Here is a 20,585-nt window from a genome sequence, read left to right on the forward strand (position 1 = left end):
GTTTCTTTGCGCTGGCGCAAATTGGCGGAGTTCGGATTAGGCGGCCGCAGCCTCGGAAGTAGCAATCTTGCGGGTTATACTCTGGCGAAGAAAAGCTAGTGTTGGGGGACCGGCACTCGGATCCCACTTCGTTCTGGATTAGCGGTCGCTCTTGTCTTCCCGATCGATGAGGATCCTCTCGGCTGCTCCATCAAGATCTTCATACTGGCCACTTTTCAAAGCCCACAGGAAGCCCCCAAGGCCAAGTGCCCCAAGGAAGAGGGCTACGGGTATGAGGTAGGTGAGGTTTGTCATGACAAGCGGGCCAGTTCGTTGAAGTCGGATTGCCTGTTCCGGCGAACGTCTTTTGCCGGTGAATTCGGCATAGAAGTCTGCAATCGCAGTGCATTTCCGATGACAAGCAGTGATGAGGCGGACATGGCGATCGCCGCGATAAGAGGCGTGACATGCCCCAGAATGGCGATTGGCACGGCGACAGCATTGTAGACGATCGCGATCGCGATGTTCTCGCGTATCAGGGTTCCTGCCTTGCGTGAGACGCCCAGAGCGAGTGGGACAGCGAGAAGGCTTTCGCGCAGGAAGACGAAGTCGGCTGTGTTGCGGCCAATGTCGGCGGCGGTGGCTGGTGCAATCGACACATGTGCCGCGCTCAGCGCAGGGGTGTCGTTGAGGCCATCGCCAACCATCAGAACTCTATGTCCGTCTTTGGCCATGGTCTCGATGCGTTCGACCTTGCCTGACGGCAGCAGGCACGGAACGAAGTCGTCGACACCGAGCATTCTTGCAACTTCGCCGCAGGCGCCAGCAGTGTCACCCGACAGCATTTCCACCGACACCCCGGCGTGGTTCAGTTGCTCGATGGCCGCCCTGGCGTCGGCACGTAACGCGTCTTCGAAATCAAAGGTCGCGACAATGAACCCGTCTTTTGTCAGGACCGTTCCGCCATAGCCATGTTTGCCTTCGCCACCGGTTCGGGCCTTCCATCCAGCCCATCCACGTCGACCCAGTCGCCAGGTGCTTCCGGCGTCAATAGCTTCGATACCAAATCCGGGGTGCTCGGTGACCGCTTCGAATTTGTGTTGCCTTCCAGAAGCGGCGAAGCCGGCTATGGCCTTCGAAAAAGGGTGGCGGGAATGCGCGGCCATGTCTGCCGCGATTGCCAGCATGCCCGTATCGATGGAAGCCGAATTCACCAACCGAGGCTGGCCGAGCGTGAGTGTTCCGGTCTTGTCGAACACTGCGGTATCAATCGTCGCCAGGCGTTCCATGGCCGAACCATCCTTGACCATGATGCCGTTCTCGAACAAGCGCCGCGCGGCGACCACCTGAACGATCGGCACGGCCAGGCCGAGCGCGCACGGGCATGTGATGATGAGAACGGCAATAGCGATGGTAATCGCCCGGTGCCAGTCGCCCGTCGCCGCCATCCAGCCAAGGAATGTTGCGAAGGCGGTGAGATGAACCACAGGAGCATAGAGCGCTGAAACGCGATCGGCGATCCGGCGATAGTGCGCGCGGCCCCCCTCTGCGGCCTCCATCAGCCGAACCATTTCCGCCAGGAACGAATCCTTGGCGGCGGCTGTCGCCTCGATCGTCAGTGAGCCGGTAAGATTGAGGACACCGGCCTGCACGGTCTCGCCTGGCGCCACGTTTCTGGGCGTGCTCTCGCCAGAGACCACAGAGCAATCCAGATCCGACGCGCCATGAGTGATCTTGCCGTCGACGGGGATCCTCTCACCAGCCGCTATCAGCAGCTGCATTCCCGGTTCGATCTCGCCTACCGGCAGGTATTCGCGGGCGCCATTGCCGCGCAGCACCATGGCGCCACGCGCGGCCAGCTGTGACAGGCCTTTCACGGCGGTCCGGGCGCGTTCGCGCATCACGTGATCCAGCGTGCGGCCGATCAACAGGAAGAACAGCAGCGACACCGACGCGTCGAAATAGGCGTGGTCGCCATGGTTGATTGTCTCATAGAGGCTCATGGCATAGGCCAGCGAAACCCCAACCGCTATCGGTACGTCCATGTTCATGCGGCCGTGGCGCAATGCGTTCCAGGCCGAGCGGAAGAAGATGCCGCCGGCGAAGGCCAGCGCGGGAATGGCGATCAGCGCCGAGACCCAGTGAAACAGGTCGCGGGTCGCACCCTCTGCGCCGGACCAGACCGAGACCGAAAGCAGCATGATGTTGCCAGCCGCAAAGCCGGCAACAGCGACGGCGCGGATCAGCTCCGAAAGCATCTTGTCTTTCTCTTCGACCTCGGGCTCGAACAGGTGCGCCTGGTAGCCCAGCCGTCCCAGCGCGGCGACGAATGGTGGTACTTCGTTCCCACGCCAGCGGACCGCGACCCGCTTCGTCGACAGGTTGACACGAACGGCCTCGACTTGATCGAGCTTTGCCAGTGCTGTCTCGATCGCCTGGATGCAGGCCGCGCAATGAACCGTCGGCACTGAAAGGTCGGTCTGGCGAAGATCATCGCCAAGCGATCGGCTTGCCAGCCTGATCTCCTGGCTGGACGGCAGGACCGATGTGGTGCTGGTCAGATCCAGCGCCATTTCAGCGCCCGGTGCACAACAGCTCATTTCAACGCTCCATGGGAAATCATGATCCTGCGGACTTCGCGGTAGGGCTCTGCCAGACCGGCGTCGGCGTCGACTTCGACGATCCAGACGCCGTCCTTCGGCATGTGCTGTGCGGCGAATTCCTGGCCCGAGGCGAGAGCAAGAATGACGGCCTTGTCCTCTTTCTCGTAGGCGGGATGGCGAAACAGCACCTTAACGCCATGCAGGGGAACCGGCTTGCCGGCGGCGTCGGTGAGGCCATAGCGGACTTCACCCCATGCGATGGTCAGTTTGCCGGTCCAGCCCAAGGCTGCCTGCGCGCGCCCTTCCTCTGCCTTCTTGTTGAACTGCTGGCTCGCCACATAGGTGTTTTCAACGACAAGTCCGGTCCAGCTTGTGTTGGCGAGCGTCGCCATCGTCAGGTTGACCGCGATGACCACGCCGAAGAAGGCAAGGATGAAGGCCAACATGTGCCTGCCGGTGAATTCCCGGGGTTTTTGAGCTTTGACGGTCATCTGGCGATCTCCGGCGCGTTGAAGGTGGCGGTGTATTCGTCGGCCTCGAAGCTCGCCTTGTCCTCGACACGGAATTTGAAGGTTTGCGCTATGCTCTGGATCTGACCCGCGGGCTGGCGCACGAAGACCTTCAGCATTTTCAGGCGGTCGGGCTCGACCGGAATGGCAAAGGAGCGGCCTGGCTGGATGTCGTCGCCGACCACACTCATGTCAGCCCCTTGCAGGCCTTGCATCGTGACGACGATGGTCCTTGGCTCGGGGATCATGTTGAGCAGCTTGACTGTATAGCCATTGCGGATCGAACCGTCGGACAGCGTGACGAATTGCGGATTGCGGTCATGCAGCACGTTGACTTCGAGCCGATCGCGCGTCAGCAGCGAATACAGCAGGCCCAGGCCGATCAGCGACCACATGCCCATGTAGACGTAGGTGCGCGGCCGAAAGATCTTGCGGATATGGAAATGCGCCACCTTGTCGGAGAACAGCCCATCAGCGGCCCGGACCAGCGACGGATCGACTGAACTGGTGCCGCCGGCGGTCGCCAGCATCATGTTTGCGTTGTAGTCGGAAAGCGTTGCGTAGGAGATCAGCCCGCGCTCCTTGCCGATCTTGTCCATGACTCCGTCACAGGCGTCGATGCAAAGCGCACAGGTGATGCATTCGAGTTGCTGGCCGTCGCGAATGTCGATCCCCATCGGACAGACAGCGACACAGGCATTGCAGTCGACGCAGTCGCCGACGGGCTGCCCTGCGGCAAGAACCTTCTTGGCATGACGTGAGCGCGGTTCGCCGCGCCAGTCATTGTAGGTGACGGTGAGCGAACTTTCGTCGAGCATGGCCGCCTGGATGCGCGGCCATGGGCACATATAGGTGCAGACCTGCTCACGCATCAGCCCGCCGAACGTATAAGTCGTTGCCGTCAGCACTGCGACGGTGATGTAGGCGACAGGTGCCGCGGTGCCGGTGAAGAGCTCGCCAATCAGCGTCGGCGCGTCGGCGAAATAGAAGATCCATGCGCCGCCGGTCGCCGCGCCTATGACCAGCCAGATGGCGTGCTTCGATACACGCAGCACGAGCTTGCGGGCGGTCCAGGGGCCGGCATCGAGCTTGATACGAGCATTGCGGTCACCCTCGATGGCGCGCTCGACGACCAGAAACAGATCGACCCAGACGGTCTGCGGGCATGTGTAGCCGCACCAGGCACGACCGACAGTCGACGTGATCAGGAAAAGACCGATGCCGGCCATGACCAGGAGGCCGGCCACATAGTAAAATTCCTGGGGCCAGATCTCGATGAAGAAGAAGTAGAAGCGCCGATTGGCGAGATCGAGCAGCACCGCCTGGTCCGGGGCAAACGGACCCCGATCCCATCGCAACCACGGCGTTAAATAATAGATGCCGAGCGTGATCGCCATCACGATCCATTTGAACTGGCGAAAGCTTCCTGAAGCCCGCTTCGGAAAAATCTTCTTGCGCGCGGCATACATTGGCTGGCGCACACGGGCGGAGTTGACCGCCTCGGCCTCAAGCCGTTCCACCTGCGTATTATCCAGCACCGCTATCTCCAGTCGCGCAGCCTCTCATATCGCCGGGGGCAATCGGCCTGATTCTCTCAGGCAGGTATGCCAAATGCTGCGTTGAGTAGACTTTGCCGTGGACTGGGTTACGCCGCGTTGATGCAGGTCAATCGCCGGGACCGCAATACAAGTCGAGGCCCGGACCAGCCGGGCCTCGTCGCCTTGACGGGAAGGCAGGGAATAGGCCCCGTTCCTATTCCCCTCCGCCAAGCGAATGGATATAGACCGCCAGTTCCTTGACCTTGGTCTCGCCCAGGCGTCCGCCCCAGGCCGGCATCACGCCCTGTTTCGGCGCGCGGACCTGTGCGGCGATGGCTGTTTCGCCCGAGCCATAGAGCCAGATGGCATCGGTCAGATCGGGAGCCCCGAGTTCCTTGTTGCCTTTTGCGTTGTCGCCATGACAGGCCACGCAATTTTCGGCAAAGACCTTGGCGCCAGGCTCGATCAGGCTGGCGTCCTGGGCCTTGCCGGAAAGGCTGGCGATGTAGGCACTGACCTGAGCGATCTGGTCAGCGGTAATGATGTCACCAAAGGCTGGCATTTCCGACAGCCGCGTGTCGGGGTCGGACGCAAAACGGACCCCGTGCGTGATCGTCTGCTGGATCTGCTCGGCCTTGCCGCCCCACAGCCAGTCATCGTCATTGAGGTTGGGGAAGCCAGCCGAGCCCTGGGCGCCTGAGCCATGGCACTGTACGCAATTGACCTTGAAGGCCGCGCCGCCGGCCGCGACGGCGAACTCGCGCAACGCATCGTCCGCGGCAATCTCCGAGACGCTCTTCGACTCTACCGCCGCGACATACTTGCCCTTCGCGACTTCAGCCACGGCCAGTTCGTTCTTGACCTCGTTGCGGCTGGAATAGCCGAGCACACCCTTGGTTGCCGAGTGCAGCAGAGGCCATGCCGGATAGGCGATGGTGTAGCCGATTGCCCAGACCACAGTGATGTAGAACGTCCAGACCCACCAGCGCGGCAGGGGGTTGTTCAACTCTCGAATGCCGTCCCATTCGTGGCCGGTGGTCGAGATGCCAGAGATTTCATCGATATGCTCGTCGCTCATGATCACTCGTCCTCAAGGGGAATCCGGGCAGCTTCGTCGGCCAGCTTGCGGCTGCCGGGGCGGAGTGCGAAGGCAATTGCGCCGACAAAGAAAAGCGCCATGGCGACCAGACCCCAGCTGTCGGCAAACTCTCGCATCAAATTGTAATCCATGAATAAAACTCCCTCAGCGGTAGCCGGCGGCTTCGTCGTAATTCTTGAAATCGACCAGCGTGCCAAGCATCTGCAGATAGGCGACGAGGGCATCCATTTCGGTGACCTGTTGCGGGTTGCCGTCGAAGTCGCCGACCTTGGCTTTCGGATAGCGCGCCTCAAGGCCCGAACTATCGGCGTTCGGGTCGGCCTGTGCCATCAGATCGGCGTTGGCATGCGCGATCATGTCGTCGGTGTAGGGGACGCCAACGCGTGCGTTGGCAACCAGATGCGTCGAGAAGTCCTTCACATCGATCGGCGCGTCTTTAAGGAACGCGTAGCTCGGCATGATCGATTCCGGCACGACCGAACGTGGGTCGGAAAGGTGATCGACGTGCCAGACATTGGAGTAGCGGTCGCCAACCCGGGCGAGGTCCGGTCCGGTGCGCTTCGATCCCCACTGGAAAGGATGATCGTACATCGACTCGGCCGCCAGGCTGTAGTGGCCATAGCGTTCAACCTCGTCGCGGAACGGCCTGATCATCTGGCTGTGGCAGAGGTAACAACCCTCGCGCACATAGATGTTTCGCCCGGCAAGTTCGAGCGGTGAGTAAGGCCGCATGCCTTCCACCTTCTCGATCGTGTTGTCGAGATAGAAGAGCGGTGCGATCTCGACGATGCCGCCGACGGTCACCACAAGGAGGGAGCCGACGAGAAGAAGCGTGGCGTTCTTCTCGATCAGTGCGTGTTTGTCCATCAAGCCCATTTTTTGGCTCCTTATTCGGCAGGCTGAAGGGCGGGAACGGAGCCGGGTAGAGGCTCCTCCTCGCGCTGGTATCCAAGGATCGTCATGGTGATGTTCCAGGCCATGATCAGGGCGCCGGAGAGGTACATGGCTCCGCCGATGGCGCGCATGACATAGTAGGGGTGCATGGCGGCGACGGTTTCGGCGAAGGAGTAGACCAGGAAGCCCTGCTCGTCGTATTCGCGCCACATCAGGCCCTGCATGATGCCGGACACCCACATGACCGCGGCGTAGACAACGATGCCGAGCGTCGCCAGCCAGAAGTGCCAGGTGACGAGCCGCAGCGAGTAGAGACGTTGACGGTTCCACAGCTTCGGCACCATGAAGTAGATTGCGCCGAACGAGATCATGCCGACCCAGCCGAGGGCACCGGAGTGAACGTGGCCAATGGTCCAGTCGGTATAGTGCGACAGCGAATTGACCGCCTTGATCGACATCATCGGACCTTCGAAGGTCGACATGCCGTAGAAGGCGATAGCCATCACCATCATGCGGATGATGGGATCGGTGCGCAGCTTGTCCCAAGCGCCCGACAGGGTCATCAGGCCGTTGATCATGCCGCCCCAAGACGGCATCCACAGCATGATCGAGAACACCATGCCGAGCGTCTGCGCCCAGTCGGGCAGGGCGGTGTAATGCAGGTGATGGGGCCCGGCCCAGATGTAGAGAAAGATGATTGCCCAGAAATGGACGATCGACAGTCGGTAGGAATAGACCGGCCGGTTCGCCTGCTTGGGCACGAAATAATACATCATGCCGAGGAAGCCCGCGGTCAAGAAGAAGCCGACGGCGTTGTGACCGTACCACCACTGCGTCAAGGCGTCCTGGACCCCGGAAAAGGCGGAGTAACTCTTGGAGCCGAGGAAGGAGGCCGGCATCGACAGATTGTTGATCACATGCAGCATCGCGATGGTGACGATGAAGGAGAGGTAGAACCAGTTGGCGACGTAGATGTGCGGTTCCTTGCGCTTCAGGATCGTGCCGAGGAACAGGATGAGATAGGCGACCCAGACGATGGTCAGCCAGATGTCGACATACCATTCGGGTTCCGCATATTCGCGGCTCTCGGTGATGCCGAGCAGGTAACCGGTCGCGGCCATGACGATGAAGAGCTGGTAGCCCCAGAACACGAACCAAGCGAGATCGCCGCCGAACAATCTGGCGCGGCAGGTGCGTTGGACGACGTACATGGACGTGCAAAGCAGAGCATTGCCGCCGAAGGCGAAGACAACCCCGGATGTGTGCAGCGGACGCAGGCGGCCGAAATTGAACCAGGGCTGGATGTTGAGATCGGGGTAGGCAAGCTGCAGCGCGATGACCACGCCGACAAGCATGCCGACAACACCCCAGAACATGGTGGCGATGGTGCCGTAGCGGACTGGCCCGTCCATATAGGCGGAAGGGTCGATCGGAGCGGCAGCCTCGAAACTCGTGTTGCGGATGAGGATGGCGACAAAACCGAGCAGCACAATAAACAGCACCCACATGTGCTGTCGGAACGGCTCGTCCACCCCGAAGCCAGCGGCCACAAGAGCCGCAAATGTGAACAGGCCCAAAGCGAAGATGTGAGTGCCGAACTTCATGAGATGTCCCCGACCTCGGATTGTGATGCGCGGACGCCAATCCGCGTCGACACCAATTCAGCAGTCGACCCATCGCCGCATTGATTTATGTCAAGGCCATTTCATTTTGGATTGGGCAGCGTCGGTCGCACAAACGATCAGGAGGCTGCCGTTGAACAGGGAGAAGGAGCTGGGATCGTCGCTGAGCGAAACAAGCCGTGAAAATTCGATGCTGGCAGCTCGATATGGCAGGGAAGCGGTTCCGGCGGCGGTGATGAAACGTGCGCATCTGGAAAAGCTGCAGCTCTGCGAGGCTCTCGAAAGAATCGCCGACACCTTGCCGAAGGTTGATCGGTTGAAATGCCTGAGCACGGCAAACGCGATCGTCCCGCTGTTGCGAAACATCCATCAATATGAAGAAACGGTCATCTTTCCGGTCTACGAGGCTGTTTTGACCGGTAGCGATGCGAACCTTGCTTCAACTCGGCGATTGCGCGCCGAGCACGTCGAGGACGAATGCTTTGCCGGCGAGGTGACTGAGATTCTGCTAGCGATCGGCCATGGCGAGACGGTCGAGAATGCCGAGGCTGTCGGCTTCATGCTGCGCGGCTTCTTCGAAAGCTTGCGCCGGCATATCGCCTTTGAACGCGAGCACGTCTTGCCGATGATCGGGGTCGTCGATTGAGCCAAGATTGGTTCAGCGTTTCACGATCGAACCCTCCACTTCTTTGTTTTGACGCAATTCCCCTCGGGAAAGCGCTACGCGCTTTGCCCGGGAAAACCGTTTCACACTTTTCCTGGAATTGCTCTAGACGCCGGAGCGTCGCTGCAGCCGGGTCAAGTTGTCGACAGTGACCTCCCGGTTGTTCTCGATCCGGATCACGCCATCCGATCGCAACCTGGTCAGTTGGCGGCTCACCGTCTCGATCGTCAGACCCAGGAAATCGGCGATGTCGGCGCGGGTCAGCGGCAGATCGAAACTTGTCGACTGGGCGGTTGGATCGAGGCTGGGGTCGATGTTCCTGGCGATCATCAGGAGAAAGCTCGCCACCTTTTCGGAAGCACTCTTGCGCCCCAGCGTCACCATCCAGTCGCGGGCTTCGTCGAGTTCGTTCAGCGTCTGCTTGAGCAGACGATGCTCGAGTTCCGGCGATTCCTTCATCATCCGTTCGATGGCGGCCTTTGGAAACGAACACACGGAAACGGCTGTGGCGGCTTCGGCATTGATTGCGCTTTCCACCTTGAAGGGCCGGCCCAGAAAATCGGGGGCGAACTGGAGGCCGACAATCTGCTGGCGTCCGTCCGACAGGCTCTTTGTGAGCTTCACCACGCCGGAAAGCACGTTCGAATAACTGTCGACGGTCTCAGTGTCGCCAATCAGTTCTACGCCCGGTTCAACCGTATGCTTCGATGAGGTCTTGGCCAAGCCCACCAATTGATCGGGATCGAGCGCGCCGCAGACGCCATGGTGGCGCGCTTCGCACGATTGGCAAAGCACGGGAATGCCGGCGCTATGAACATCCTGACGCACTGTCATCATGATCGTCCGAGGATCCAAATGCCGGCAAGATAGCATCGGCGGCAGGAAAATCCTTGCGGCAGTTTGTCCGTGGATGGCTTTGACCGAAATCAAGGCTGATGACGTCCAATGTGACCAGTGTCGCGCCATGCAAGATGGAGCGGATAGAGACATGCGGCCAGAATTAGTTGCCAGACTTGGTGAGAACGTACCGCGCTATACGAGCTACCCGACAGCGCCGCATTCTAACGCAAGCGTTGACGCTACCGTCTGTCGTGGCTGGCTTCAGGCCCTCAACGAGGGCGACGAAATATCGCTGTATCTGCACATCCCGTACTGCGACAAGCTTTGCTGGTTCTGTGCATGCCATACCAAGCAGACACGCCATTACGAGCCGGTGACCACCTATCTGCGCTCGCTGAATGCGGAGATCGCCACCGTAGCCGGTCTTGTCGCAGGCAAGGGCCGCGTGCGTGCCGTCCATTTCGGCGGCGGCTCGCCGACGATGCTCAAACCTAGCGATATGGTGGCGCTGGGAAGCGTCCTGCGCAACAGCTTTGCCTTTCTTCCCGACGCGAAGATCAGTGTCGAAATCGAACCCAACGACATGGACGATGACCGCCTCGATGCACTGGCCGAAATCGGCATGACAAGGGCGAGCCTCGGCGTTCAGGATTTCGATCCGAAGGTGCAGAAGGCAATCAACCGCGAGCAGAGCTTCCTGCAGACCAAGACGGTGGTTGACGGCGTTCGTTCGCGCGGCGTTGAATCGGTCAATCTGGACCTGCTTTACGGCCTGCCGCACCAGACCAGGGAGAGCGTCGCTTCTACGGTCGCGCAGGCACTGACGCTGGAACCGGATCGGATCGCGCTTTTTGGCTACGCGCATGTACCGTGGTTCAAGAAACATCAGACGATGATCGACGAGGCCTGGTTGCCGGGACCCGCGGAGCGCTTTGCCCAGTCGCAACTGGCTGCGCAGGCGATTGTAGACAATGGATACGAGGCAATCGGGCTCGACCATTTCGCCAAACCGGGCGATGCGCTGGCGATTGCGGCGCGCGCCGGGACTTTGCACCGGAACTTTCAGGGCTACACCGAGGATGGTTGCGAAACTTTGATTGGCCTCGGCCCATCGTCCATCAGCCAATTTCGGCAGGGCTATGCACAGAACATGCCTTCGACCACCGAGTATGGGCGCATGGTCGCGGACGGCGGGTTGGCCGCTGTCCGCGGGATTGCGTTTTCTGACGACGATCGCGTTCGCGGCTGGATCATCGAGCGGCTGATGTGTGACTTCGGCTTCTCCGCGATCGACCTGCTGGAGCGCTTTGGCGAAGCCGGTCAACGGCTTCTCGTCAAAGCGAGTTCCACCGCCCTTCACGATCCTGCGCGGTTGCTTGAACTTGACGGTGACCGCTTCGTCGTGCCGGCGGAAAGTCGGCCCTTTGTCAGGAGCATCGCGGCGAAGTTCGACAAATATTTCGAAACCGGCAAAGCCAGGCACTCGGTGGCGGTCTGAGCATTGGCTCCCGTTAGAAATGTTCGCCGGCCTTGAACGGGCCGATGCGGGTCCCTGCCGCAATCAGATAGGCGGTCGACCAGCCGATGAGCAGGAACCCGTTTACGCCCTCCAGCGCCGCCAGGACACGCCACGCATGGGCGGGCACGATGTCGCCGTAGCCAACCGTCGAGAAGGTGATGGTGGAAAAGTACAGGGCGGTTTCGAAATCGGCGAAGATATCCAGCAACCGGTATAGTCCTGCCCAGAGCCACACCTCCGCGGTCATGACAGCAAAGAGCCCCATCACCACGCTGATCATCGCGACGATACGGCTGCGGCGCCCATGCATGCGAAACCGGGCTACCAGGTGCCCCATCGCGTGCGTGACGGCGATCAGACCAAATGTGTGGATCAAGACCGTCAGACTTATGACGATGGTGCCGATGAGCAGATTGAGGATCATGCGCAGAACGTAGCCATCAAAAGCCCTTCGTCCTTGTGCGAGATCAATCCTAGTACCGACGGAGGGCAGGGAAACGCGCCCGGGCTCGATCGACGATCGGTTGGCTTGCTCGCGCCGGCGGATCCAGCCGGAGGCCTGGGTTTCAAAGCGCGGGCCCTTGCGAGCAATAATTCCTGCTCCGAGTGCAGTCGCCGCCGTGTCGATGCCGTGGACGGAGTGATCTCGCGCACCTCAAACGCATAAATGGCTGCTAGAATCGACATTGTGGATACTACGGAACGATACGGGAAGATTTCTGATTCCGGCCCACGAAAAACTCAATAAAATCAACGTCCTTAATGCGCCCTCCGGACCCATCCGAGGCTGCTCATCAGGCCAGGCTCCATTTATCCCGTTCCTCTACTCGCACGGCGGTGCGGGTCTTTTATTGAGATTGTTGATGAAGGCACGGCCTTCCTTTTCTAATCGGCGACCGACTTCTCGAAATCGAGACCGTAATCGATTTTCGCTATCTCAGCGTTCAACCGCTCCAGCCTGAAGCCGCTACCGTAGCGCCCAGACATTCCCCGCTCAGCGTGACCTTGCAGAGCGTTCATGACCGCCGTGTCGATCTCAGCATCCCGGCAGGCGTCTTCGAATGAGTGTCGGAAGCTATGGAAGCAATTCTTCCGCGTCTTCACGCCAGCCGAGCGGATCAGCCGAATAAAGAGCTTCGACGCCGGGGCGGAGCGGTTCTTCGCGCTACCAACCTCGATATCGGGGAATATGCGTTGTTCTGGATTCTCCACGCGTTCGACGAAATCCAAGAGGCCGGCTCGCACTAACGCCGGATGAACCGGAATACGGCGATTTGAGCTTCGCGTCTTCACTCGGTTCTCGCCATCGCCCTTGATGTCAAAAAACGTCACATCACCGACCGTCTGGATATCGCCGCGACGGAGTTGCACGATCTCCATCAGCCGCGCGCCAGCGTAGAGCGCAACCAACGGAACCCAGAACTTCCCGGATAAGTCCAGAATTTGAGAACCCGGCTGTAGCCAATGGTGTTCAGATTTCGCGCCTGTGAATGGTGGCGCGCTGAATATCCGCTTCAATTCGTCCAGACTGAACGGGTCACGTTCCTCGCGAGCGACGGTGTCAACTTGAGGCTTCAGTCCTTCAAACGGATTGGTCTGGACCTCATCGAAGTTCTTTTTCGCCCAGATGAAGAGCGATGATACCGCGTCCATTTTCAGGGCGACATTCTTTGCAGTCGGCTTCTGTGTGCCTTCGGCCTCTGCCTTCTCAGCGATAGCAACCAAACCGAGACTCTTGAAGGCCATCTTCTTGTGCGCGTTCGGTGGAATGTTGAAGAGGACATCCTTGAAGCGCTTTGCGTCGGCCTTGGCGTAGACCCCTACAGGGTGATCGCCGCATACTTCGATAAACGCCTTCACGGATGCTTCCCGTTCGTCGCGGGTCTTTTCGACCCATGAATTGGTGCGCGCCTTTTCGGCAATCCAGTCAGCCAAAACGAGCGACAGGCGGGGTCCCCCAGAGCCATGATTGGCGCTGACCAGCACCTGTGCACCTGTTCCGCCGTCGCTGCGCTCTGCGGGCGTGCTGGGTGCTACGGCGGCACTCTCGATACCGGCATCTGGCTCGCCTGCGACGATGGCTACCAAAGCGTCAATCTCGGCACGGGCAAGAAGTCGCGCGAGGACAAGCTTGCGGGCTGGATCAATGCCGTGTGAACGCTCTTCGGCAATCGCCGTCAGTTCTTTCAGATTGCCCGTCGCCAGCATGCGGCGAAGCTCGGCAATGCGATCCTTGGCACGGGTGCGAACGATGTAACCGACGATCTTATCAAGTTCGCCGTCCTCCACCAGATGATCGAAGTACCGTGACTCCGGCAGCGCGACCAGTTCGCCTTTCCAAAGGCGTGACGGCTCCGCATAGGTGGCTTCGAAGAGTTCAGCGCGATCGGCAAATTCCTTGTCGCTGACGTCGCGAGCATGCCGCCGGGCTATCTCTGCGAAGCTGATCGATGCCTGTGGAGTGGCGGGTTGGGTTTGTCGCGCGATCTTGGCCCTGTGATTATCAAACCCACGATTGATCGCGGACACCTCGTCATGGAGCTTTCGCCGCGCCTCCTTGAAGTCCTTGGTGCGCGGCGACTTCGTTTCGAACCGCTTGCCATAGGTCTCAACGATGTTCGCAGGCACGCGAACATGCACATAGAATATTTCGTTCCGCTTAATCAGGCTACTTGGCATCTCCATGTCTTCCATACCTCTCTTGTATCACAGGCTGTATGACAGTCGAGAGGAGGCAACTGTTGGAAAGCAACGCTTTGAGAAGAATCAACCGTTTAGGGAGAAGTGGTGCCCAGAGGGGATTCGAACCACCGACACGCGGATTTTCAGTCCGAACGCAAGTCTTGTGGCGTAAGGCTTTCAGTGCGCTGTGTCGCATCTATGTTGCGTTGCTTCTAGAGTGGCGCGTCGTAGTCATGGACGAGTTGTGTGTGGGCGTGGGCGACGCGTAGGTACAGTCTCACCAGTCGGTCCAACAGTTCCTTCTGTGTGTCCCCGGATAGGCCCACGTCTGGCTTCCCTGATTTCCTGGCCTTCCGATCAACTTGTAAGACCGGGTAGCCGATTTTCATGAAGTCGAACAGGAAGTGCGAATGAAGCAGGCCGTTCCTGTGGCGCCGCTCATCATGAAGCGCGTCGATCAATTCCTCGAACGATAGAACCCAATCTGGACGCGTACGGCCTCGCGCGTTCTCCGGACAACCCCGGAATGCAGTCAGGAGCGCATTCACCCGATCGGCGTTGCGCATGGCGCTTAGTCGCAATTGGCTATCCTGCCAGTTGTCGTGTCCCCACAACAGCAACAAGCATTCGTCCACCTTGGCCTCGACCATTTGGAAAAATACAACATACCGCCCCACCGTTGCGAATAGCTTGTCAGTTTCGATGTCCTCCCAGGCCTCCGATCCTCTCTCGGGCTGCGAGGTCATGCGAGGAGCGCCCTTTCCGCTGCCGCCATTTCTTCGGCGTCATCGCCTCTCGGAAACAGATGCCCGTAGACGTCCGCCGTCATCATCACGCTTGAATGTCCCATGCGTTCCTGGACCACCTTCAAAGGCAAGCCGAGGCCGCCATCTTGTGGCCGATTGATGCACCATGAGGCGTAGAAGTGGCGCAACGCGTGCATGCCGGTGTACTTCGCGGCCATGATCGCATTGCCGTCCGTGTCCTGCTTCTCCGTCGCCACGCTGACGCCAGCGGCAATCTGGACCGGTACCAAGCCGCGGTTGATGATGTTGGCTAGACTTTCCACGTTGCCGGCGCCGTTAGCGAAAATCAGATGCTCCGGTTTCGCATCTTCCCGGATCGACTTGCCTTCATCATCTTTGCCGACGATCGGCCGGCTGTAGCCAAGCTTCCATTCCTTCAGCGCGTTGACCACCATTGGCGGAATCGGAACTGTCCGCTCGCCGGCTTCGGACTTCGGCTTGCCAATATCGTTGAACCTATCGGCGCGCTGTTGAACGCGAACTTCGCGCTTGTCGAGATCCACGTCCTGCCAGCGCAGGCCACGCAGTTCTGAAGCTCTCAGGCCGGCAAAGATGGCGGTAAGCAACAATGGCCTCCAGCGACCTTCCAGAGCGCCTACAATGGCCTTAACCTCTTCGCGTGTCGGAATGTCCATCCCGACCTTTAAACGACCTTTCTGGCGCCTCTCGTGGCGTCTGTCCTTGCCCCTCTGCCGTGACCGGCTCTTCTCCCGGACAGCATTGCGCGTCACAAGCCCGAGCTCCTGCGCATCTGCCAACAACGATCCCAGGCTGACCAGCACCTTCCGAACCATGGCGACCGATCGTCCCTTGGCGCGAAGATCATCTTCAAACGCTCTGACAGCCGGCACCGTCACGCGGGAAAGCAGTGTGTCGCCGATGAGGGGAACGATATGGAGATCAAGGTGCTGCCTGTACTGGTTGATCGTCGATCGCTCGAGGCCCGCGCCCTCAGCGCTGGCGATCCAGAAGGCGCCCGCCGCTTTTATCGTGGCACTGTCGCTGTCGGCGACGTGCACGCCCTGCCTGACCTCGACCTTGGCCGTTGCGGCAAAGCCGTCCGCGTCTTTTTTCTTCACGAATGTCTTCAGCCGGCGGATGCCCTTACCGTCGACGTAGTCGACAACCCATGACGTTTTCGCCTCACCCTTCCCCGTGGTCCAAGTTCGCTTGCGGATCGACACTTATTCTTCTCCAGCGCTTTTATTGCCTGAGCGCCTCTCTATTTCGACCATCCTCCGGGCGTCTCCCTCACCAATCCAAACCTTCAGCCTCTCTTCACCAGTCGCAATGCGATTGAGGCTCATTTGAATTAGATCGCTGGTTAGGCTTTCGAAGAGCGCGCTGGGAATGTCCAATTCCTTCTGTAGCGCGGTGATTCCGTCGAGAACGTCGCGGCGCAGTACCACCACTGGCGACTGCCGATTTTCACCGACAGTCTTCCCAAGGTCAGCGTTGGTCGATTCCATCCTACCGAGAACCGTCATAAATTTATTGCTGCGCGACACATCCCCTGAAGGGGACTCGGCTTGGATGTCCCGGATCATCGCGATCGAATAATCGAGCGCGTCAACTAGTTCCTCCAAGTTCGGGTCCTCAGGAAAAGCCTCCCTCAGAACATCCAAGATCTCGGAGTTCATCGACCTGCCGCTGTCCTCAGCGGCCCGTTTGATCTGATCGCGCATGCCCGGAGGTAACCGCAAGGGGAACTGGTCTGAGCCACGCCCAGCCCTGCCACTCTCGTTCGCCATACAAACTCATCCCCAACTGACGACATCACCGTAATTTACAGGAGCTTGACCTGCAATGAAATCACGGTAATGTAAATCACGGTGATTTACAACAGCCAGGCCAACCTGAGAGGATGTGGATGGATACGAAGTCGGACGGCCTCGACCTTATCTGGGGCATAGAGGATATCGGCAAACTGATCGGCCGCAATTATCAGCAGACCTATCACATGGTCAGAGCAGGCAAGCTTCCCATGGTTAGGCAAATCGGTGAGCGCTATGTCGCCAGCCGGTCGAAGCTCATCAAGTTTTTCATGGACGATGCAGCCTGAAAACGCGCCGGTAAGTCAACCAACCCAGAAAGATGCCGAATGAGCTGGAAGAACAGCAGGATCCGCGGAGCCGGCGATGGCCACTTTTTCCAAATGTACGAATGGATGATGAAGTCAGTCGCTTGGCAAAATTCCAACGTCTATGAACGCGCCCTCTATCTCGAGCTAAAGCGGCGCTACAATGGCAGCAATAATGGAAACATACCGTTGTCGCACCGTGAGGCCGAAGCGCTTACCAACAGCAGCAACACAGCCGTAGAGAAGGCATTCAAAGGCCTCCAGGCCAAGGGGATGATCAAGCCTCAGCAGAAGGGCTCTTTTAGTTGGAAGGTAACCGCCGATGGCCGAAGTGCGGGCAGGTCCACTCGATGGCTATTGACGGAGCTACCGCAGGATATTCCGAACCGCGTTCTCGCGGGCGGCTCAAAGGATTTCATGAAGTGGCAACCAGGCGTCGACCTCTCAGAAAAAACAGCGGTCCGTTCACAGCGGACCAATGGCCCGCCCGCAGCGGACGATTCTGAAAAGATCGCCCGTCCGCAACGGGCCATTGAAGCCGGAGTGTCCGCTCGTGCCGGACGATAACGCAGAATTCCAGCGTCTGAGCGACCGCTCACAGCGGGCAGTATTATCTACCATACATCCAGGCGACAGCGGAGGCTGGGATGACGCATGACGACCTCCCTCTATTCAGTTGGTTCCCCATGGGGCGAGTGATCATATTCCCAATGCCACGTCGTTCGGGCCGTATCCGCGATGTAGCGCTCAAGATGCTGGACAAGCCGACTGAGCGGGCGGCCTCGTCCTACCGCATCCAGGTGACCGATGCCCTTGTGAAGCAACTTGGAAAGGCAGGGCTCGGTGAAGACGAGCGGGATGAGCACGTAGGAGAATTTTGGTCGGCAGTTCAGATGGAGATTGACCGACTAGCCTACCGTAACAATCGCCCTGACGGCGGCCATGTCGCATGAAGACTGGCTCGCGTCCGACAGTGAGATGATCATGAGCAATCCGAATGTCGCCGCCAAGGCCCATACCGTCGTCGCCGACGATCCCGAAGATCGAAAAGGCCGGCTGAAAAAGGTCGGCGGCTCTCAATCCGATCATTGGAACAACACCCTCGCCAATCAGGCGGTACAGGCATTGTGGTTGAAGAACTCAAGCCCCGAGGAGCGCGATCGGCAGTTGAGCGCAACGATTGCCGCTCTGATGGGCATCGCCCCCAAGGACGAGCTGGAAAGCATGGTGGCCGCCCAACTCGTAGCCGCCCACAACGCCGCAATGGAATGCTATCGGCGCGCCATGATCGGCGAACAGACCTTCGAAGGCCGCAGGGAGAATCTGGCGCAAGCCAACAAGCTGTCGCGAACTTGTTCGACCCTACTGGAGGCTTTGAACCGTCATCGAGGCAAAGGGCAGCAGAAGGTCACGGTCGAGCACGTGCACGTCCATGCTGGCGGCCAAGCGGTCGTCGGGACGGTGAACGCCGCATCTAAGGAGGGGGGAGGGGCCACCAACAAAATCGAGGATCAACCCCATGCAAAGATTGCAGATGCATTCCAGCCCGCGATGCGGCGCGAGGACGAGGTCGGCGAGCCCGTGTCAGTCACCGGCGATGCCAAACGGTAGGTGCAGATTGCACGGCGGAAAGTCTCCCGGAGCGCCGAAAGGCAACAGCAACGCTTTCAAGCATGGACGGTACTCGGCCGAAGCACTAGCCGAACGTCGGCACTTTCGCGAGCTACTCGCGGAGATCAAAGAAGTTATCGAATTGGTGGGCTGACATGCCAAGACCTCTGCAGCGAGCTACGCTGGAAGCCGGCCTCAAGCTCGACATAAACCGCTTGATCCGAAATGACTTCATCACTCCCGGCTCGTATCGAAGCTGTTCTGTCACCTGGACAGATGGCTTCTATGATGAGCCGCGTGCAGCTGCCACTATCTCGGCCGACATGAGCAGTCCCGAGGGCGGCTGGTTCGAAGTCCGCATCAACAATGAAATCCAGCGCATCCCTCTATGGACGATGTCCCGACACTTCGGGGGGCGGCAATGGTATTTTGCATGTCCCCGTCTGCATGTGCCCGTGTCAGTACTCTGGATGCCGCCAGGCGCCGGAAGATTCGCTTCGAAGAAGCATTGGGGCCGACAGGTCGCGTATCAGTCTCAATTCTTCGACCAGACGGGTAGAGCTCATCGTGGACAAGACAAGATCCGTAGACGGCTCTGTTCGATCGGGTCTTTCGATCCGGAAGAGTGGGATTTTCCGCCGAAGCCGAAATGGATGCGGCAACTCACGTACTGCAGCACGGAGGCCAAGTTCGATCGTTACGAACATATCTTGGATTTTGGCACTTACCAACTGATGGCAAGATTGACTGGGCTCATGTGAGGTCACGACCGGCCAACTAGGTAAGACTCGAAAAAAACGAACGTAATCAATGAGACAATCAAGGTTAGACAACATATTTCGATTTGAGAATGAAACGTAGGCACATATCTGCATCTATCGGAGCGCCAGCCTTCGCTTCGCATTTCGTCGCGCGTTCCATGGGCAAGGACGTCCGCTAACTGAAAACCGATCGGAGCAATTTGGTTTTGCCGGGTACGCCTTGGTCATACCAGACGCAATGTGTGGTGCCGGCCTGTCGCAGACAGGGATCAATCTGTTCGCTGGGTTCGTCGATCGCCAAGCCTGGTGCAACTTATCGGGGTCAGCTAGCTCGAACCGCGGGGATCAGTGATTTGGCCGGCCACAGGTACAAGCTGCTGCCGCTGTCGCAATCTTGCGGAAGGGAAGTAAGAATAAAACGTGGTTCGCGACACTCCCATCCGTTTGGCAACATCGGCGACGGGAATGGTACCAGCCTTCAGAAGTGCGGTTGCAGCGTCGACATCTCCCTGACTAAGCTTCTTCCTGCGACCGCCTTTACGGCCACGAGCTAGGGCAGCCTTCAGTCCCTCCATCGTTCGTTCGCGATTCAAATCAAGGAAGTACTCAGCCATTGCTCCGTGCATCTGCAACGCGAAACGTCCATGTGCGGTTTCGCTGTCGAACTGCTCCGTGAGGCTGAGAAACTTGATCTCCTGCCGTCGAAGCGTATCAATTGTGCGCATCATTTCGACGAGCGAGCGCCCGAGACGATCGAGTTTCCAAACGACGAGAACATCATCCGGTCGGAGGTAGGCGAGCGCGGCGTCGAATTCTGGGCGCTTTGTGCCGGCGCGCCCGGACTTCTTCTCTTCGAAAATCTTGGTGCATCCAGCCCTGCTCAGAGCATCGCGTTGCAAATCCAGGTTCTGATCGTTCGTCGAGACCCGTGCGTATCCTATCAGCATGTTCAGGATTCTAAGCGAAGAACGTTATCCGCACAATAGATTTCTTTACATAATTTCCGTACACATTGCGCCGTTCGGCTGAGGAGTCGTGCGCACTGAAATTGACTGTACGGAAAACGGTCATTTTCCGAACAAACCGGAGGTCGCATTCAGACCTGATAGCGCGATTGAGCACGCCTCATTGTCGAACGACTGCTTTGCGCCTCATGCACGAACCCGCTTCGCGGGAGTGTCGCCTGTTCTGAGATGGCGCGGTATTCATAGGCCTTGAGCGGGTAGAGACCGCGATCCGACCATGGAGTTCCCTTCAACGAGAGGAACTTGCCATGGCTACCCTGTCGACCGATGCTCCGATCACGCCGCTTCGCCAGCGCATGCAGCAGGACATGCTGATGCGGGGCCTGGGACCGCATACGCAGCAGGACTACGTT

23 protein-coding genes are annotated in these 20,585 nt (G+C 59.0%); 8 read left to right on the forward strand and 15 right to left on the reverse strand.

The features are described 5' to 3' along the window. Positions 1 to 138: 138 nt before the first annotated feature. From ccoS to ccoN, 8 genes are all read right to left on the reverse strand, one after another. Positions 139 to 294, reverse strand: a complete 156-nt coding sequence (gene ccoS / locus AC1D0N_RS30510; protein ID WP_477250185.1) for a cbb3-type cytochrome oxidase assembly protein CcoS — start codon at positions 292 to 294, stop codon at positions 139 to 141. Then, positions 291 to 2,579: a cation-translocating P-type ATPase gene (locus AC1D0N_RS30515; protein ID WP_477250187.1), complete on the reverse strand. Its 2,289-nt coding sequence runs from the start codon at positions 2,577 to 2,579 to the stop codon at positions 291 to 293. The genes ccoS and AC1D0N_RS30515 overlap by 4 nt, the downstream gene beginning before the upstream one ends. Continuing rightward, entirely contained in the window at positions 2,576 to 3,073 is a 498-nt protein-coding gene (locus AC1D0N_RS30520) for a FixH family protein (protein ID WP_477250188.1), read from the reverse strand. Before AC1D0N_RS30520 ends, AC1D0N_RS30515 begins: the two co-directional genes overlap by 4 nt. Continuing rightward, the gene (ccoG, locus tag AC1D0N_RS30525) at positions 3,070 to 4,629 is read right to left on the reverse strand and encodes a cytochrome c oxidase accessory protein CcoG (protein ID WP_477250189.1); all 1,560 of its coding nucleotides are present in this window, start codon (positions 4,627 to 4,629) and stop codon (positions 3,070 to 3,072) included. Before ccoG ends, AC1D0N_RS30520 begins: the two co-directional genes overlap by 4 nt. 214 nt (positions 4,630 to 4,843) lie before the next feature. Further along, positions 4,844 to 5,707: a cytochrome-c oxidase, cbb3-type subunit III gene (gene ccoP / locus AC1D0N_RS30530; RefSeq protein WP_477250191.1), complete on the reverse strand. Its 864-nt coding sequence runs from the start codon at positions 5,705 to 5,707 to the stop codon at positions 4,844 to 4,846. A gap of 2 nt (positions 5,708 to 5,709) precedes the next feature. Then, on the reverse strand, positions 5,710 to 5,859 hold the full coding sequence (locus tag AC1D0N_RS30535; protein WP_023759205.1) for a CcoQ/FixQ family Cbb3-type cytochrome c oxidase assembly chaperone: 150 nt from the start codon (positions 5,857 to 5,859) through the stop codon (positions 5,710 to 5,712). A gap of 13 nt (positions 5,860 to 5,872) precedes the next feature. After that, the gene (gene ccoO / locus AC1D0N_RS30540; RefSeq protein WP_184871873.1) at positions 5,873 to 6,604 is read right to left on the reverse strand and encodes a cytochrome-c oxidase, cbb3-type subunit II; all 732 of its coding nucleotides are present in this window, start codon (positions 6,602 to 6,604) and stop codon (positions 5,873 to 5,875) included. An 11-nt stretch (positions 6,605 to 6,615) separates the two neighbouring features. Then, on the reverse strand, positions 6,616 to 8,226 hold the full coding sequence (ccoN, locus tag AC1D0N_RS30545; RefSeq protein ID WP_477250192.1) for a cytochrome-c oxidase, cbb3-type subunit I: 1,611 nt from the start codon (positions 8,224 to 8,226) through the stop codon (positions 6,616 to 6,618). 253 nt (positions 8,227 to 8,479) lie between these two features. On the opposite strand from ccoN, the gene AC1D0N_RS30550 reads away from it, so the two are divergent. Beyond that, positions 8,480 to 8,890 carry a hemerythrin domain-containing protein gene (locus AC1D0N_RS30550; protein WP_477250219.1) on the forward strand — a complete coding sequence of 137 codons (411 nt, stop codon included), beginning with the start codon at positions 8,480 to 8,482 and terminating at the stop codon, positions 8,888 to 8,890. Between the two features lie 123 nt (positions 8,891 to 9,013). On the opposite strand, the gene AC1D0N_RS30555 is transcribed toward AC1D0N_RS30550, so the two are convergent. Next, complete coding sequence (locus AC1D0N_RS30555; RefSeq protein ID WP_477250221.1) at positions 9,014 to 9,742, reverse strand: Crp/Fnr family transcriptional regulator; 729 nt, start codon at positions 9,740 to 9,742, stop codon at positions 9,014 to 9,016. 154 nt (positions 9,743 to 9,896) lie between these two features. Between AC1D0N_RS30555 and hemN the strand changes: the two genes are divergently transcribed. Then, positions 9,897 to 11,246: an oxygen-independent coproporphyrinogen III oxidase gene (gene hemN, locus AC1D0N_RS30560; protein ID WP_477250223.1), complete on the forward strand. Its 1,350-nt coding sequence runs from the start codon at positions 9,897 to 9,899 to the stop codon at positions 11,244 to 11,246. Between the two features lie 13 nt (positions 11,247 to 11,259). Here the strand turns inward: hemN and AC1D0N_RS30565 are convergent, their stop codons facing one another. From AC1D0N_RS30565 to AC1D0N_RS30585, 5 genes are all read right to left on the reverse strand, one after another. Next, the gene (locus AC1D0N_RS30565) at positions 11,260 to 11,691 is read right to left on the reverse strand and encodes a potassium channel family protein (RefSeq protein ID WP_477250193.1); all 432 of its coding nucleotides are present in this window, start codon (positions 11,689 to 11,691) and stop codon (positions 11,260 to 11,262) included. A 461-nt stretch (positions 11,692 to 12,152) separates the two neighbouring features. Beyond that, positions 12,153 to 13,961 carry a DUF6538 domain-containing protein gene (locus AC1D0N_RS30570; protein ID WP_477250195.1) on the reverse strand — a complete coding sequence of 603 codons (1,809 nt, stop codon included), beginning with the start codon at positions 13,959 to 13,961 and terminating at the stop codon, positions 12,153 to 12,155. A gap of 200 nt (positions 13,962 to 14,161) precedes the next feature. Beyond that, positions 14,162 to 14,695, reverse strand: a complete 534-nt coding sequence (locus AC1D0N_RS30575) for a hypothetical protein (protein ID WP_477250196.1) — start codon at positions 14,693 to 14,695, stop codon at positions 14,162 to 14,164. Beyond that, positions 14,692 to 15,939, reverse strand: coding sequence for a tyrosine-type recombinase/integrase (locus AC1D0N_RS30580; protein WP_477250198.1), 1,248 nt, complete (start codon positions 15,937 to 15,939; stop codon positions 14,692 to 14,694). The genes AC1D0N_RS30575 and AC1D0N_RS30580 overlap by 4 nt, the downstream gene beginning before the upstream one ends. Next, positions 15,940 to 16,506 carry an Arc family DNA-binding protein gene (locus AC1D0N_RS30585; RefSeq protein ID WP_477250200.1) on the reverse strand — a complete coding sequence of 189 codons (567 nt, stop codon included), beginning with the start codon at positions 16,504 to 16,506 and terminating at the stop codon, positions 15,940 to 15,942. A gap of 119 nt (positions 16,507 to 16,625) precedes the next feature. On the opposite strand from AC1D0N_RS30585, the gene AC1D0N_RS30590 reads away from it, so the two are divergent. From AC1D0N_RS30590 to AC1D0N_RS30615, 6 genes are all read left to right on the forward strand, one after another. Beyond that, positions 16,626 to 16,817, forward strand: coding sequence for a hypothetical protein (locus AC1D0N_RS30590; RefSeq protein WP_477250202.1), 192 nt, complete (start codon positions 16,626 to 16,628; stop codon positions 16,815 to 16,817). 39 nt (positions 16,818 to 16,856) lie between these two features. Next, entirely contained in the window at positions 16,857 to 17,402 is a 546-nt protein-coding gene (locus tag AC1D0N_RS30595; RefSeq protein WP_477250204.1) for a hypothetical protein, read from the forward strand. A gap of 80 nt (positions 17,403 to 17,482) precedes the next feature. After that, on the forward strand, positions 17,483 to 17,788 hold the full coding sequence (locus AC1D0N_RS30600) for a DUF6074 family protein (protein WP_477250205.1): 306 nt from the start codon (positions 17,483 to 17,485) through the stop codon (positions 17,786 to 17,788). Further along, positions 17,778 to 18,446 (forward strand): hypothetical protein, encoded by a 669-nt coding sequence (locus AC1D0N_RS30605; protein WP_477250207.1) that lies wholly within the window; start codon positions 17,778 to 17,780, stop codon positions 18,444 to 18,446. Before AC1D0N_RS30600 ends, AC1D0N_RS30605 begins: the two co-directional genes overlap by 11 nt. Then, entirely contained in the window at positions 18,370 to 18,600 is a 231-nt protein-coding gene (locus AC1D0N_RS30610) for an HGGxSTG domain-containing protein (RefSeq protein WP_477250209.1), read from the forward strand. Before AC1D0N_RS30605 ends, AC1D0N_RS30610 begins: the two co-directional genes overlap by 77 nt. Before the next feature lies 1 nt (position 18,601). Then, complete coding sequence (locus tag AC1D0N_RS30615) at positions 18,602 to 19,207, forward strand: hypothetical protein (RefSeq protein ID WP_477250211.1); 606 nt, start codon at positions 18,602 to 18,604, stop codon at positions 19,205 to 19,207. 326 nt (positions 19,208 to 19,533) lie between these two features. On the opposite strand, the gene AC1D0N_RS30620 is transcribed toward AC1D0N_RS30615, so the two are convergent. Continuing rightward, positions 19,534 to 20,154: a recombinase family protein gene (locus AC1D0N_RS30620; protein ID WP_477250213.1), complete on the reverse strand. Its 621-nt coding sequence runs from the start codon at positions 20,152 to 20,154 to the stop codon at positions 19,534 to 19,536. Positions 20,155 to 20,585 lie beyond the last annotated feature (431 nt).

The sequence above is a fragment of the Mesorhizobium sp. P2_E10 genome (assembly GCF_056404235.1).

What these genes read in the sequence shown, in the direction of transcription:
- ccoS (WP_477250185.1), bottom strand. Translation starts at nt 294, where the DNA reads ATGACAAACCTCACCTACCTCATACCCGTAGCCCTCTTCCTTGGGGCA.
- AC1D0N_RS30515 (WP_477250187.1), bottom strand. Translation starts at nt 2,579, where the DNA reads ATGAGCTGTTGTGCACCGGGCGCTGAAATGGCGCTGGATCTGACCAGC.
- AC1D0N_RS30520 (WP_477250188.1), bottom strand. Translation starts at nt 3,073, where the DNA reads ATGACCGTCAAAGCTCAAAAACCCCGGGAATTCACCGGCAGGCACATG.
- ccoP (WP_477250191.1), bottom strand. Translation starts at nt 5,707, where the DNA reads ATGAGCGACGAGCATATCGATGAAATCTCTGGCATCTCGACCACCGGC.
- AC1D0N_RS30535 (WP_023759205.1), bottom strand. Translation starts at nt 5,859, where the DNA reads ATGGATTACAATTTGATGCGAGAGTTTGCCGACAGCTGGGGTCTGGTC.
- ccoO (WP_184871873.1), bottom strand. Translation starts at nt 6,604, where the DNA reads ATGGGCTTGATGGACAAACACGCACTGATCGAGAAGAACGCCACGCTT.
- ccoN (WP_477250192.1), bottom strand. Translation starts at nt 8,226, where the DNA reads ATGAAGTTCGGCACTCACATCTTCGCTTTGGGCCTGTTCACATTTGCG.
- AC1D0N_RS30550 (WP_477250219.1), top strand. Translation starts at nt 8,480, where the DNA reads ATGAAACGTGCGCATCTGGAAAAGCTGCAGCTCTGCGAGGCTCTCGAA.
- AC1D0N_RS30555 (WP_477250221.1), bottom strand. Translation starts at nt 9,742, where the DNA reads ATGACAGTGCGTCAGGATGTTCATAGCGCCGGCATTCCCGTGCTTTGC.
- hemN (WP_477250223.1), top strand. Translation starts at nt 9,897, where the DNA reads ATGCGGCCAGAATTAGTTGCCAGACTTGGTGAGAACGTACCGCGCTAT.
- AC1D0N_RS30565 (WP_477250193.1), bottom strand. Translation starts at nt 11,691, where the DNA reads ATGATCCTCAATCTGCTCATCGGCACCATCGTCATAAGTCTGACGGTC.
- AC1D0N_RS30570 (WP_477250195.1), bottom strand. Translation starts at nt 13,961, where the DNA reads ATGGAAGACATGGAGATGCCAAGTAGCCTGATTAAGCGGAACGAAATA.
- AC1D0N_RS30575 (WP_477250196.1), bottom strand. Translation starts at nt 14,695, where the DNA reads ATGACCTCGCAGCCCGAGAGAGGATCGGAGGCCTGGGAGGACATCGAA.
- AC1D0N_RS30585 (WP_477250200.1), bottom strand. Translation starts at nt 16,506, where the DNA reads ATGGCGAACGAGAGTGGCAGGGCTGGGCGTGGCTCAGACCAGTTCCCC.
- AC1D0N_RS30590 (WP_477250202.1), top strand. Translation starts at nt 16,626, where the DNA reads ATGGATACGAAGTCGGACGGCCTCGACCTTATCTGGGGCATAGAGGAT.
- AC1D0N_RS30595 (WP_477250204.1), top strand. Translation starts at nt 16,857, where the DNA reads ATGAGCTGGAAGAACAGCAGGATCCGCGGAGCCGGCGATGGCCACTTT.
- AC1D0N_RS30600 (WP_477250205.1), top strand. Translation starts at nt 17,483, where the DNA reads ATGACGCATGACGACCTCCCTCTATTCAGTTGGTTCCCCATGGGGCGA.
- AC1D0N_RS30605 (WP_477250207.1), top strand. Translation starts at nt 17,778, where the DNA reads ATGTCGCATGAAGACTGGCTCGCGTCCGACAGTGAGATGATCATGAGC.
- AC1D0N_RS30610 (WP_477250209.1), top strand. Translation starts at nt 18,370, where the DNA reads ATGCATTCCAGCCCGCGATGCGGCGCGAGGACGAGGTCGGCGAGCCCG.
- AC1D0N_RS30615 (WP_477250211.1), top strand. Translation starts at nt 18,602, where the DNA reads ATGCCAAGACCTCTGCAGCGAGCTACGCTGGAAGCCGGCCTCAAGCTC.
- AC1D0N_RS30620 (WP_477250213.1), bottom strand. Translation starts at nt 20,154, where the DNA reads ATGCTGATAGGATACGCACGGGTCTCGACGAACGATCAGAACCTGGAT.